The organism is Actinoplanes rectilineatus (assembly GCF_000962825.1).
GTDB classification, from domain to species: Bacteria; Actinomycetota; Actinomycetes; order Mycobacteriales; family Micromonosporaceae; genus Actinoplanes; species Actinoplanes rectilineatus.
This window is the reverse complement of sequence record NZ_JZKF01000005.1, coordinates 146,347-158,790: the sequence shown is the minus strand read 5'-3', so window position 1 is coordinate 158,790 and position 12,444 is coordinate 146,347. Positions and strand designations below refer to the sequence as shown.

Below are 12,444 nucleotides of genomic sequence, written 5' to 3'. Positions count from 1 at the left end.
AGTGACCTGTCTCCCGCCACGAAAACCGGTGCCCCGTTGCCGGCGCTTGCCGTGGTGACCGGGACGAAACCACGCCCCGAACCACTGGACCCGCCGATGGTCCCGTTCGCGCTGGCCGGCGACGCCGCGTTCGCCGTCGCGCTCGCCGTCCTGCTGCTGACCGGTGCGCCGCAGCAGTGGGTGGAGGTCGCGTTCGCGGGCCTGGTGTGGGGCATCCCGGGCACGCTGAGCATGGTGCTGCACGACCGGAACCGCAAGCAGCGCCGGGCGCTCTCGCACCCGGAGTTCCGCGTCGACAACCCTTAGCTGTGGCCGTAATCCTCGGCCGGCTCGCCCGACTCCACCGAGCCGTGTCCGCGGCTGACCGCCACCGACTCGACCTCGCTGTCGTCGTACACCGTGGGGAGCTCGTCGACGGGCTGCGGTTCCGGTGTGCTCAGCAGCGCCTCGGAGTGCGCTCCGCAACCGTGGTCGGCGCTGACCGCGCGGCCGTCGTCGGGCGCGTAGAGGTTGCCGCAGACACCGAACATCGGGCGCATCGCCCCGGCCAGCGGAAGGTAGAAGCCACAGGTGCCGCAGCGGGCGTTGCGCGGCGCGGCGGTGGAGATCGCCGCCTCCGGGCCGGCCTCGCCGTCATACCACCGCTGGGCGGTCTCCATCCGGCCCTCCTGGGACATCACCCGGGACCGGCCGAGGCCGAGCTCCCAGGAGACCTCCTCGACGGCGGCGTCGTCGCTGAGCACGTAGCCCGGCGTCAGACGGTCGTCGTCGGGCGCGGTCGGCATGAGGTCGCCGACGCCCAGGTCACCGGGCTGCACCCGCTCGTTCCACGGCACCCAGCCGGGGGCGAGCAGTGCGTCCGGTCCGGGCAGCAGGACGGTCTCGCAGACGGTGACGTGCCGGCTGCGGGGCACCCGCGTCACCGTCACCGCCCAGCGCCAGCCCTGGTATCCGGCGAGGAAGCTCTCGAAGAAATGCGTAACGGTGCGATCCCCCTCGGGAACCGCTTCCAGGTGGTCACCGACGTCAGCCGGGTCCACTTCGGTGATGGCACCCCGGGCCACTCCGACGGCATCGGCACAGACCTGGTCGAGTCGGACGGCGCGGGTAGTGGTCCTGGAGGTCACCCGCCCATTGTTGCCTACCGGGCCGGGTGAGCCGCAACGACTCCCCATATACCGCATCGAGCGGGCGATCGAGGCACACATGGACGGGCGCGGAACGCGACGCGGGGTGCCCGCATCAGTCAGGATGGTTCCCATGCCGCTGCTCCCCACACTCGGACGCACCGTCGGCACCGGCGTGAAGGCCGTTCGCCTGCTGGTGCGTGGTTCGGTGCGCGGCAGCGCGTGGGCCACCCGCCAGGTCGGCTCGGCCCGGGCCCGGGGTGCCGCCAACGAGGTCGGGATGATCCGGCTCTTCGATCTGCACGCCGTCTCGTGCGCCGGTGACGCACTGATCGCCATCGGTCTGGCCGGGACGATCTTCAGCGTCCCGCTGGGTGAGGCGCGCAGCAAGGTGGCGCTCTACCTGCTCATCACGATGGTGCCGTTCGCGCTCCTGGCGCCGGTGGTCGGCCCGCTGCTCGACCACTTCCGGCACGGCCGCCGCTACGCGCTGGCCACCACCATGCTGGGCCGGGCCTTCCTGGCCTACGTGATGGCCGACAACCTGCTCGGATGGGGGCTATATCCGGCGGCGTTCGGCGTGCTGGCGCTCTCCCGGGCCTACGGGGTGGCCCGTTCGGCGGCGGTGCCCCGGCTGTTGCCCGAGGGCGTCGGACTGTCCCAGGTGGGCGCCCGGGCCAGCGTCTACGGCACGTTCGCCGGCATCCTGGTGGCACCGATCGGGCTGCTCGCGTTCAAGTTCGGGCCACAGTGGCCGCTGCGCGTCGCCACGGTGATCTTCATGGTCGGGGTGGTGGTGTCGCTGCGCCTGCCGCCGCGGGCCGACTCCGATCCACCGGAGGAGATGCCACGGCTCTGGCGCGCGGTGTTCCGAACCGGTCAGGCCGCCGAGCGGCCTCTCGCCCGGCCACTGGTGATGGCCACCCTGATCGGCAGCAGCAGCCTGCGTCTGCTCTACGGATTCCTGCTGCTCTTCCTGACTTTTTCGATCATGGGCGGGCAACTCGACACGACAATCCTGGGCGCCGAGGTCAGCCCCAGCGTCGCGGTCGGGGTGGTCGGTGCGGCCCTGGCGATCGGCACCTTCCTGTCCACCGCCGCCGGCACCGGCCTGCGCATCCGGCGACCGCTGGCACTGCAGTTCAGCGGCCTGGTGATCACCGCTGGGCTGGCCGTGCTCACCACCGTCTTCCTGAACCTGGTGACCGTCACGGTGCTGGCGCTGTTCACCGCGATCTTCAGCGGCATCGCCAAGCTGGCAGTCGACGCGAGCATCCAGGAGCGGGTGCCCGAGACGCAGCGTGCGACCGCTTTCGCCCACTCCGAGACGGCTCTCATGCTGGCCTGGGTGGCCGGCGGCGGCCTCGGTCTGATCCCGCTCGCCGGACGCTGGGGGCTCGCGCTCGGCGCGCTGCTCGCGGTGCTTGCCGCGGCGCGCGCCGGGTGGTCGGCGACCCGGTTGCGCAACGAGCGTCTGGCCGGCCGGGCGATCTTCGAAGACCTTTCCGAGGTACGCGCTGCCGAAAAGCCGCCGGCCGAAAGAGGCGATCCGCCTGCTCTCACCTCGGGCCCGGAGGGGTCCGGCACGGGCGCGACGGCCGGCGCAGGCGTGCCGGGCGATCCGCGGCCGGACGCTCCCGCTCCCCCGTCGCAGCGACGGGCTCCTTCCCCGGAGCGAAAGATCGAGGCGCCTTCCCCCGAGCGAAAGGTCGAGGCGCCTTCCCCGGAGCGGGCGGTCGAGGCGCCGAAGTCGAAGTGGTGGCAGGGGCGCCGCAAGGACCGGCCATCCACAGAACTTCCGACAAAACGGCCGGAGCCCGCGGAGACCCTCATCGCCGACGAGCAGCCGAAACAGCCCGAGCCGCCGGTCGCACCGCCCGGATACCACGTCTATCGGCCGTCCTCCGCGAGTTCCGGGGCGCGAAACGGCGATCCTGCGAAGAACGAGGACCCGTGAACGCGTACGAGATCTTGGTCGTGACCGCGGTGACCGCCGAGGCCGACGCCCTGCGCGGTGACCCGCACCTGGTCGTCGAGGCCGTCGGCGTCGGACCGGCCGCCGCGGCCGCCGGCACCGCCCGGTTGCTGGCGCAGGGCCGCTACGCCGCGGTGATCAGCGCGGGCATCGCCGGTGGCTTCACCGGCCGCGCACCGGTCGGCGCGACCGTGCTCGCCACCCGCAGCATCGCCGCCGACCTGGGCGCGGAGACACCCGACGGTTTCCTGCCGGTCGAGGATCTGGGCTTCGGCAGCAGCGTCCTGGAGTGCGACCCGCTCCTGGTCGAGTCGCTGCGGGAGGCCCTGCCCGCCGCCCGCGCCGGCGAGATCCTGACCCTGAGCACGGTCACCGGCACCGCCGCGACGACCACCGCCCTGGAGTCGCGTTTCCCGGACGCGGTGGCCGAGGCGATGGAGGGTTACGGGGTGGCCACCGCCGCCGCCGCGTTCGGTGTCCCGTTCGCCGAGCTGCGCACGATCTCCAACCCGATCGGCCCGCGCGACCGTGCCGCCTGGCGCCTCGCCGACGCCTTCGCGGCCCTGCGGGCGACCGTCCCCGCCCTGCGGGACCTCAGAAATTCCATTCGGTAACAGGGAGGGCATTGCTGTTGTCGATCGAGGGCGGCATGCTGCGCTGACAGGTCGTACATCGGCCAGTGTCAACGCCACCGACACCGAAGCGAGGCCCGATGCCAGACGTGAGCGGGACCGCCATGACGGCCGCCGCACGGGCCCGCCTGATCGGCGCCGGATACGCGGCACAGGGCCTCGGCTACGCGGCCGTCGTCACCGCCCTGCCCGCGTTCAAGGACCGTCAGGGCCTGACCGACGCGATCGTCTCGGCGATCCTGCTGCTGGTCTGTGTCGCCGCGGCGGGCGGCTCGGTGCTCGCCGACCGGATCGCCGCCCGGCACGGCAGCAGGTATGCGCTGGTCACCGGCCTGATCCTGGTCGCGGTCAGTCTGGCCGGCACCACGGTCGGCTCCCCGAACGCCGTCTTCATCACGATCATGCTGGTCTACGGTGTCGGCCTGGGCGCGGTCGACGCCTCGCTGAGCATGCAGGGTGTGCTGGTCCAGGCCCACCTCGGGCGCAGCGTGATGAGCCGCCTGTTCGCCGCCTACACCGCCGCCGCCATCGCCGCCGCGCTGCTGATGTCCGGTGTGCTGGCCAGCGGCGCCGGGGCGAGCGTCGCGGTCGGCACGGCGGCGGTGTTCGCGCTGCTGGTGGGTCTGGCCGGGGGCCGTTTCTTCGAGCCGGGACGCACCGAACGTTCGAGTGTGGTGCACGCCGGCGGCGGTCGCGCGGTCCGGCCGGTGGTGCTGGTCTGCGGCATGCTGATCTTCACGGCGTTCCTGGTGGATTCCGCGGTGAGCGCCTGGAGTTCGGTGTATCTGCACGACTCGCTCGCCGCGGCGGCCTCGGTGGCGCCGCTCGGTTACGCCGCCTACCAGGCGACCGTGCTGGCCAGCCGCCTGGTCGCCGACCACGTGATGCCGCGGACCGGACGGGTGGCGGTGGCCGTCGGCTCGCTGATCGTCTCCGGGGTCGGCTGTGCCGTGGTGACCGCGCTGCCGTCGGTCGGCGCGGCCATCACCGGTTTCGCCATCGCCGGCATCGGCGTGGGTGTGCTGGTGCCGCTGGCGTTCAGCGTGGCCGGCGAGGCCGCGGCGCAGAGCAGCGACGAGGTGATCGCCAAGGTGAACCTCTTCAACTACGGCGGCGCACTGATGGGCGCGGTCCTGCTGGGGGCGCTGTCCGAGCCGGTCGGGCTGCAGATCGCGTTCCTGATCCCGGTGGTCGCGGTGGTGCTGACCCTGCCGCTGGCCCGTCGCCTGCGGGATCTGTCGGTGACCCCCGCCGGGGTACGCCCCGCGGTGTGATCCACGACCGGTACGACCGGCGTCGCCGAGAGTGTCCGGTCGTGCTGTCTAAGCTGACGGAGTGCCCAGACTGGTGGACCACGAGCTGCGACGGGCGGAGCTTCTCGCAGCCGCCTGGCGGGTGGTCCGGGCCCGGGGCGTGGAGGGCACCACCACCCGCGCCATCGCCGACGAGGCCGGCTGTTCGCTGAGTGTGCTGGCGCATTTCCTGGGCGGCAAGGACGACATACTGGTCGCCGCGCAGAAGGCGGTCTACGACCGGATCGTCGAGCGGGCCTTCCAGCTGGGCGGTGACCTGTTCGGGTTGGAGGCGTTGCGCGCCGCCCTCGATTCGGTGCTGCCGCTCGACGCCGAGCGGGCCGCCGACGCCCACGTCAACGTCGCGTTCGCCGGGGCGGCCCTGTCGCATCCGCGGCTGGCCGAGTCACGCCGGGACTCGCACCGGGCGATAAGAGTCCACCTGATCACCTGCCTGCACGAGGCGCGGGAGCTCGGTGAACTGCGGGCCGGGGTGGACGACGACGCGGTGATCGACGACTTCATCATCCTGGTCGAGGGCAGTTCCCTGCTCAGCCTGGTGGACGGCTGGGCGGAGGAGGGACGCGCCGAGCGGCTGTCCCGCCTCGCCGGCCAGTTCGTCGATCAGCTGCGCCGCTGAGCCGCGATCAAGTCGCGGTACCAGTGGTAGGACTCCTTCGGGGTGCGCTCCAGCGTCGCGTAGTCGACGTGGATCAGCCCGAACCGCTCGTCGTAACCGGCGGCCCACTCGAAGTTGTCGAGCGCCGACCAGACGTAGTAGCCGTCCACCCGGACGCCCTGCTCGACGGCGTCGGCCACCGCCCGCAGATGGGAGTCCAGATAGGAGATGCGGCGCTGGTCGTCGCGGAACGAGGCGCCGTTCTCGGTGACGATCACGGGCGGCAGTGCGGGATAACGGTCCTTGAGCGTCATCAGGATCTCGGTCAGCGCCGTCGGTACGATCGCCCAGCCGAAGTCGGTACGCTCCGCGCTCTCCACCGGCACCGGTGAGAACGGCAGCCCGTCCGGGATGTCCACCTCGAGCACGCCGCTGTAGTCCTTGCCGGCCCGGGGCGCCTCGATCATCGTCGGCTCGTAGAAGTTGACCCCGTAGAAGTCCAGCCGCGCCTTGATCAGGTCCAGGTCCCGGTCGAGTTGCGCCCCGGACGTCCCCACGCCCGCTTCGATCATCTCGTTGGGGTACGCGCCGAGCAGGATCGGATCGGAGAACGTCCAGTTGGTCAGGTCCGAGAAGATCGCGGCCGCCGCGACGTCGGCCGGGTCCTCGGTCGCCGCCGACACCGGGAAGTGCTGGCTCGCCACTCCGACCGTCCCCGCGCCGTGCGTCCGCAGCACCTGCACCGCCAGCCCGTGGGCGAGCAGCTGGTGGTGGGCGGACGGCAGCGCGCCCAGCCCGAGGCCGCGGGCCGGGGCGTGGTCGGTGAGCGCGTACCCGTAGAGGGTGTGCACGTTCATCTCGTTCATGGTGATCCAGTCGCGGACCCGGTCGCCGAGGCGCAGCACGAGCGTGCCGGCGTAGTCGGCCAGCCGGTACGCGGTGTCCCGGTTCATCCAGCCGCCCGCGTCCTCCAGTTCCTGCGGCAGGTCCCAGTGGTAGATCGTGGGCACCGGCCGTAGTCCGGCACCGAGGATCGCGTCGACGAGCCGGTCGTAGAAGCCCGGGTCGGCGAGCACCCGGGTCCAGGAGAACGAGAACCGGTAGTCGTGCACACCGGCGGCGGCGATCAGGGCGACGTCGTCGGCGTACCGGTGATAGTGGTCGGTGGCGACCCGGGCGTCCTGGCCGTGCCGCACCACGCCGGGCCGCGCGGTGAAGGTGTCCCAGATGCTCGGGCCCTTCCCGTTGACGTCGGCCGCACCCTCGATCTGGAACGCCGAGGTCGACATGCCGAACCGGAAACCCGGGGGGAACTGGGGATACACGGTGGTTCCTTTCAGCGCAGAGCTCTCAGTCGGGGAAGCACGGCCAGGGCCAGCAGGGCGATGGCCGCGGTGACGAGGTAGAGGGTGCGGTAGTCGCCGGGACCGGTGACGATCGGCGCGGCCAGCACCGGGGCGAGCAGCTGCGGCAGGGTGCCGGCGATGTTGGCGACGCCGAGCATGGTGGCCCGGGTCTCGGCGTCCGGCAGCACCTGGGTGATCACCGCCATGTCGACCGCGATGTACGCGCCCCACCCCGCACCGACCAGCGCCGATGCGCCGATCGCCACCCAGACGACCGGGACCAGGGCCAGCATCGCGGTCCCGGCGGCCAGGGTCACGGCGGCCACCGCCACGAAGATCCGCCGGCGTTCCCAGCGGTCCGAGAGGACGCCGCCGATCGCGCCGACGATCCCGGCGAAGAGCACGTTGACGACGGTCAGGATCAGCACCCAGAGCGCGGCGTCGGTCACGCCGACCCGGTCCGACAGGTAGTAGAAGAGGTAGACCAGGACCAGCGCGTTGACCAGGTTGAGCAGGAACCGGATCAGCCAGGCCCAGGCGAACGGCGCGCTCGGCCGCGTCCATTTCCATGAGACTCTGTCCGCTTTCATCGGTACGTCTCGGTGGATGACCAGCAAGGCCGCGCCCAGTGCCGGGACCGCGATCGCCACCGCGATGTAGCCGATCGTGCCCTGGCCGACCGCCACGGCCACCGCGGTGCCGAGCACCACACCGACGATCTGGGCGACCCCGAACAGCGAGCCCACCGTGCCGCGCTGCCGCTCCGGCACCACGTCGCCGATCATCGCGGCGAGCGCGGCCATCGGACCGTTCAGCCCGGCCTGCACCAGGATCCAGCCGGTCACCATCGTCGCGGTGGACCCGGCGGACGCCAGGACCAGCAGGCCGGACACCCCGACCACGGTTCCGGCCACGAAGATCGGCAGCCGGCGGGACCGGATCCGGTCGGAGAGCACGCCCCACAGCGGGTTCGCGACCATCGAGGCCGCCGCGCCCCACGCCGTGACCAGGGCGAGCAGCGCCTCCTTGCCGCCGTCGCCGGCCAGCCGGGCCGCCTGTTCCGGGAGCAGGATCTGGATCGGCCCGAACCAGCCCGCCGCCACCCCGACCATGGCCAGGCCGTAGGCGGTCATCCAACGGCGGCGGACCGGCGTGGCGGCGACCGTGGTCATGCCGGTCGCCGCTCGGTGCGGGCGGTCATGCCCTGGCCCGCTCCCACATCACCGTGTAGGCCTCAGCGCCGCTGAGCAGCTGTTTGCGGAGCACGGTGGCGTCGGAGCCGGACTGGCCGATCAGGTCGGTGATCCAGTCGGCGTAGAGGCCGTACTGGGCGACCCCGTCGGTGTTCAGGTCGAAGGTGCGGGTGCCGTAGACCTGCTTGGCGACGGTGGTGCCGTTGGTGGCGGTGAACGGATAGGTGAGCGGGCTGGACCCGGCATTCAGGCGGGGGGCGGCCTGGGGGCCCAGCCCGTTCACGTCGGTGCCGACCCCGTACCCGGTGATCTTCGAGGCGTTGGTGAGCGCCTGGTGCGCCCGCCACTCGTCCAGGAAGGTCGGCGTCTCCTGGCCGTCGTCGGTCGCCGCGAACGCGTAGCTCGCGACGAAACCACCGAGGCCGAGGACGCGGTTCACGATCGTCGGATCGGACCAGCTGTGCACCGAGGTGACGCCGGGATATCCGGCCCGCTCGGCGAGGTCGAGGACCGCGGTCGCGGTCTTCACCCCCATGTGGTCGATGTGGATGATCATGCCGCGCTCGATCATTTCTTCGATGAGGTACGTACCGAGCGCCGTCAGCCCGCGGACGTTGCAGATCGGGCCGCTCGGGTAGACCGGCAGGATGGTGCCGGCCGGCAGCGCGACGCCCAGCTCCAGCAGACGCGCGAGGTCGTCGCTGACCAGTGGCTGTTCGTTGTCGGACGGTCCGGTGCAGCTGGTCGCCTGCCACCAGTGGCCGCTGGACAGCAGCTGCCCGACGTTGATCGCGGCGCCGGTGACGCCCTCGTCGAAGCGGGTGCCGCCGAGCGCGTTGTCGAACTTGTGCACCGGGTACAACCCGCTGACGCCGAGGCTCTCCAGCTCGTCGAGTCCGGCGTCGATGTCCGCGGTGGTGCACTGCGGCACGTCGTTGATCTCGCGGCAGCCGAAGATCTCGGAGTTCTCCACCCCGATGGTGACCGCAAGTTTGCCCTGCGCGGCGATCTGCCGGACCTGCTCGGGCGTGGTGGCCAGCCGGAACCAGCCCTTGCCCGGTCCGCCACTGCGGGCGTCGACGTAGTCCTGCATCTTCGCCAGGTAGGTGGCCTGCGCCCGGATCTGGTCCATCTCGTCGCAGGAGGTGTGCTCCGGGGTGAGCTCGCAGATCACCCGGTTCGCCACCAGCAGCACGTTGAGCACCCGCTGGCCGGACTGCCAGGCCCGCTCCAGGCTGCGGAAGTAGGACGCCTCGTGCAGCAGCGTGTCGTTCTGCGGCCAGTCGCCGAAGGTGGGCCAGCCGTCCTCGGCCGAGGCGATCGGGTCGGTGCCGGCGATGATCGCCTCGAGCAGGGCACCCCAGCCGAGGGTGCCGTGCGAGGCGCAGCCCTTGAGCGCGACCGGTGCGCCGCCGGGCGCGTACGCGTCACCGCAGTGCAGTGATCCGCCGAACGCCTCCGCGGCGGTGACGTGCGCGTGGGCGTCGATCCATCCGACCAGTTCGCCGTCGGCGTCCACCCCGGCGGCGGGGGTGCCGCTGACGCCGGTGGTGATGTCCGGGATCGCGGCGCAGCCGGTCGTCGCGCCCAGCGTGAAGGTGGAGCTGCCGGCGCCGAGCCCGCCCAGGTAGGTGCCCATCTGCTGGCCGGTCGCGGTGGATACCAGCTTGTAACCGCCGTCGGCGGTGCTGACCGTCCAGTCGGCGCGGTCGCCGTAGTCCGCACCGGCCCAGATCCAGCCGAGCACGCTCTGATAGATCGGCGCTCCGGTCGAGTCCCGGATCTGGTATCGGCCGAGCTGGGTGGCCTCGAACCGGAACTTCTCGGCGCTCGTCGCGCTGCTCGAGAACCCGTATCCGACGCTGTCCTTCACGACGTACCCGGTGGAGGTCTGCAGCGTGACGCAGGAACCCTCCAGTGCGTAGGCCGGCGTCCAGGTCACCGCGGCCTCGGCGGGCGTGGGTAGCCCTCCGACGAGGCCGAGCACCAGGACGCCCGCGACCAGCGAACGTGCCACGGCAACACCCCCTTGGTCGATCACATGATCCAACAAAACGGAGTGTAGGAACATCGGACCCGCGCAAGCCAGAGGGATCCGTAAATATTTTTGAACTGGAATGATGCCAATGTGGGGAGCCAGACATCCGCTGCCGCGAGCGTTCCCGCGTTCGCGGGACTAGCGTGACGGGTGTGACGCTCTCCCTGGCGGTCTCGCCGTGCCCCAACGACACCTTCGTTTTCCACGCCCTGATCCACGGGCTGGTGCCCGGCGCGCCGCCGGTCGACCTCACGTTCGCCGACGTCGACGTCACCAACACGGCCGCCGAGAGTGGCGCGTTCGACCTGGTCAAGGTGAGTTACGCGGCACTGCCCTGGCTACTCGGCGACTACGACCTGCTGCCCTGCGGCGGCGCACTGGGCCGCGGCTGTGGCCCGCTGGTGCTTGCCCGGGAACAACGCGACCTGACCGGCGCGACGGTGGCCGTGCCCGGCGACCGCACGACCGCCTACCTGCTGTTCCGTCTCTGGGCCTCGGACCAGCCGCCGGCCCGCATCGAGGTGGTTCCGTTCCACCAGATCATGCCGGGTGTCGCCGACGGGACGTTCGACGCCGGCCTGGTCATCCACGAGGCCCGTTTCACGTACCAGCGTCATGGCCTGCACGCCCTGGCCGACCTGGGCGAGTGGTGGGAGCACGACACCGGCCTGCCGATCCCGCTCGGTGCGATCCTCGCCCGCAAGGGCGTCGTCGACCCGGCGCAGGCCACCGAGTGGATCCGCGAGTCGCTGCGCCAGGGCTGGCTCGACCCGGCCGCCAGCCAGGACTTCATCCTCGCCAACGCGCAGGAGATGGAGCCCACCGTGGTGAAGCAGCACATCGAGCTCTACGTCAACGAGTTCACCCTCGACCTGGGCAGAGACGGACTCGCCGCCGCCGACGCCCTGCTCGGGCGTGCGGCAGCGGCGGGCCTGACACCAGCGGTGAAGCCGTTCCTCTAGACCTCGAACTCCCGGGCGACGGCGTGCACCAGCTGAGCGATCTTCTGTGCGGTCTTCTTGTCCGGGTGCCGGCCCCGCTGCAACGAGGGCTGCACCTGACTCTCCAACACCTTGATCATGTCTTCGATCATGCTGGCGAGCTCGTCGGCCGGACGCCGGCGCAGCTCGGCCAGTGACGGCGGGGCGTCCAGAAGCTTGACGCCGAGCGCCTGCGCGCCCTTGCGACTGTCCACGACGCCGAACTCGATCCGCTGTCCCGTTTTCAGCTCAGTGACCCCCGCGGGCAGCGCACCCTTGGGCAGGAAGACATCGCCACCCTCATCACTGGTGACGAATCCGAACCCCTTCGTAGCGTCGTACCACTTCACTCGACCCGTGGGCACCGCTGACCTCAACTTCACTCAATGGACACAACTGCTCACGGCAAGGCTATCCAGAGAGGCGTCAGGACCCAACTGTTATCTCAGCCAGTAGTGCTGGGAACACGCTGAGATCTTCGAGCACGTGAGCGGCACCGGCAGCGCGGAGATCCGCCTCGGAACACGGTCCGGTAGCCACCCCGATGCCCGGGATCCCGGCCGTCCGGGCCGCCACCATGTCCGCCACGTGATCACCCACGTACCAGCGCACACCGTGCTCCACCAGCGCGGACGCCTTGCCCTCAGCGAACAGGTCACCGGCCAGCTCATCCACGGGCATGCCCAGGTGGTCGAGGTGCAGGCGGGCCAGACGGCCCAGTTTCGAGGTCACCACCACGGTCCGCAGACCGGCTGCACGCACCGCCGCGAGCGCCTCCACGGCGCCGGCGGTCGGCACGGACGGGGTGATCGCGTGCACCTCGTAGAGCGCGCGATAGGTGACGACCGTCTGTTCGATCTCCTCGGCGGGGAACCAGTACCCCAGCTCGGTCCGCAACGGCGGACCGAGCCGGGACACGGCGAGGTCGGCGTCGACGTGCACACCGGTCCGCGCGGTCAACGCGCGATACGCCTCACGGATCCCCGGCCGGGAGTCGATGAGGGTCATGTCCAGGTCGAAACCGACCGCACCCGGCATCGCGGCGATTCAGTCGCCCTGAGCCATCGTCGCCCGGTACCGCAGCGAGTCCACCGGCAGGGGGAAGGTCTGGTCGTCACCGAAGGGCGACGGGGCGGCGGCACGGTCGGACACCAGCTCGGAAACCGTGTGAGCCGGGGCTGCGGGCTGCCCGCCCTTGGCCGGCTGAGTCTTCTGGGCCTTCGACGCCACGTTCGGTCCTCC

Annotated in this window: 13 protein-coding genes; 6 read left to right on the top strand and 7 right to left on the bottom strand. The window is 71.1% G+C overall.

Annotation, left to right across the window (positions count from 1 at the left end):
- Positions 1 to 96 precede the first annotated feature (96 nt).
- Complete coding sequence (locus tag WH85_RS05485) at positions 97 to 306, top strand: DUF2530 domain-containing protein (RefSeq protein WP_045740659.1); 210 nt, start codon at positions 97 to 99, stop codon at positions 304 to 306.
- Here the strand turns inward: WH85_RS05485 and WH85_RS05480 are convergent.
- Positions 303 to 1,175, bottom strand: coding sequence for a DUF3027 domain-containing protein (locus tag WH85_RS05480; protein ID WP_045740567.1), 873 nt, complete (start codon positions 1,173 to 1,175; stop codon positions 303 to 305). The two genes, WH85_RS05485 and WH85_RS05480, sit on opposite strands and share 4 nt — an antisense overlap.
- Positions 1,176 to 1,260: 85 nt before the next feature.
- On the opposite strand from WH85_RS05480, the gene WH85_RS05475 reads away from it, so the two are divergent.
- From WH85_RS05475 to WH85_RS05460, 4 genes are all read left to right on the top strand, one after another.
- Entirely contained in the window at positions 1,261 to 3,084 is a 1,824-nt protein-coding gene (locus WH85_RS05475) for an MFS transporter (protein WP_052720173.1), read from the top strand.
- Positions 3,081 to 3,716, top strand: coding sequence for a futalosine hydrolase (locus WH85_RS05470; protein WP_157410792.1), 636 nt, complete (start codon positions 3,081 to 3,083; stop codon positions 3,714 to 3,716). The genes WH85_RS05475 and WH85_RS05470 overlap by 4 nt, the downstream gene beginning before the upstream one ends.
- 98 nt (positions 3,717 to 3,814) lie before the next feature.
- Positions 3,815 to 5,008, top strand: coding sequence for an MFS transporter (locus WH85_RS05465; protein WP_052720172.1), 1,194 nt, complete (start codon positions 3,815 to 3,817; stop codon positions 5,006 to 5,008).
- 61 nt (positions 5,009 to 5,069) lie between these two features.
- Positions 5,070 to 5,666: a TetR/AcrR family transcriptional regulator gene (locus WH85_RS05460; protein ID WP_045740564.1), complete on the top strand. Its 597-nt coding sequence runs from the start codon at positions 5,070 to 5,072 to the stop codon at positions 5,664 to 5,666.
- On the opposite strand, the gene WH85_RS05455 is transcribed toward WH85_RS05460, so the two are convergent.
- Genes WH85_RS05455 through WH85_RS05445 form a run of 3 tightly spaced genes read right to left on the bottom strand, consistent with a single transcriptional unit; the run spans position 5,651 to position 10,201 of the window.
- Positions 5,651 to 6,970, bottom strand: coding sequence for a glycoside hydrolase family 1 protein (locus WH85_RS05455; protein ID WP_083448805.1), 1,320 nt, complete (start codon positions 6,968 to 6,970; stop codon positions 5,651 to 5,653). The two genes, WH85_RS05460 and WH85_RS05455, sit on opposite strands and share 16 nt — an antisense overlap.
- 11 nt (positions 6,971 to 6,981) lie before the next feature.
- The gene (locus WH85_RS05450) at positions 6,982 to 8,163 is read right to left on the bottom strand and encodes an MFS transporter (protein ID WP_045740563.1); all 1,182 of its coding nucleotides are present in this window, start codon (positions 8,161 to 8,163) and stop codon (positions 6,982 to 6,984) included.
- Between the two features lie 25 nt (positions 8,164 to 8,188).
- Complete coding sequence (locus tag WH85_RS05445) at positions 8,189 to 10,201, bottom strand: amidohydrolase family protein (protein WP_052720171.1); 2,013 nt, start codon at positions 10,199 to 10,201, stop codon at positions 8,189 to 8,191.
- A gap of 173 nt (positions 10,202 to 10,374) precedes the next feature.
- Between WH85_RS05445 and WH85_RS05440 the strand changes: the two genes are divergently transcribed.
- Positions 10,375 to 11,184: a 1,4-dihydroxy-6-naphtoate synthase gene (locus tag WH85_RS05440; RefSeq protein ID WP_045740561.1), complete on the top strand. Its 810-nt coding sequence runs from the start codon at positions 10,375 to 10,377 to the stop codon at positions 11,182 to 11,184.
- Here WH85_RS05440 and WH85_RS05435 read toward each other — a convergent pair.
- From WH85_RS05435 to WH85_RS05425, 3 genes are all read right to left on the bottom strand, one after another.
- A complete protein-coding gene (locus tag WH85_RS05435; protein ID WP_045740560.1) occupies positions 11,181 to 11,567 on the bottom strand; it encodes a cold-shock protein in 387 nt (128 codons plus the stop codon). The two genes, WH85_RS05440 and WH85_RS05435, sit on opposite strands and share 4 nt — an antisense overlap.
- 61 nt (positions 11,568 to 11,628) lie before the next feature.
- Positions 11,629 to 12,240, bottom strand: a complete 612-nt coding sequence (locus WH85_RS05430; RefSeq protein WP_045740559.1) for an HAD family hydrolase — start codon at positions 12,238 to 12,240, stop codon at positions 11,629 to 11,631.
- Between the two features lie 9 nt (positions 12,241 to 12,249).
- A complete protein-coding gene (locus WH85_RS05425) occupies positions 12,250 to 12,432 on the bottom strand; it encodes a hypothetical protein (RefSeq protein ID WP_045740558.1) in 183 nt (60 codons plus the stop codon).
- Positions 12,433 to 12,444 lie beyond the last annotated feature (12 nt).

Bases quoted from the DNA above. Each gene is read 5' to 3' on its own strand.
- WH85_RS05485 (WP_045740659.1), top strand. From the start codon at position 97: ATGGTCCCGTTCGCGCTGGCCGGCGACGCCGCGTTCGCCGTCGCGCTC.
- WH85_RS05480 (WP_045740567.1), bottom strand. From the start codon at position 1,175: ATGGGGAGTCGTTGCGGCTCACCCGGCCCGGTAGGCAACAATGGGCGG.
- WH85_RS05475 (WP_052720173.1), top strand. From the start codon at position 1,261: ATGCCGCTGCTCCCCACACTCGGACGCACCGTCGGCACCGGCGTGAAG.
- WH85_RS05465 (WP_052720172.1), top strand. From the start codon at position 3,815: ATGCCAGACGTGAGCGGGACCGCCATGACGGCCGCCGCACGGGCCCGC.
- WH85_RS05450 (WP_045740563.1), bottom strand. From the start codon at position 8,163: ATGACCACGGTCGCCGCCACGCCGGTCCGCCGCCGTTGGATGACCGCC.
- WH85_RS05430 (WP_045740559.1), bottom strand. From the start codon at position 12,240: ATGCCGGGTGCGGTCGGTTTCGACCTGGACATGACCCTCATCGACTCC.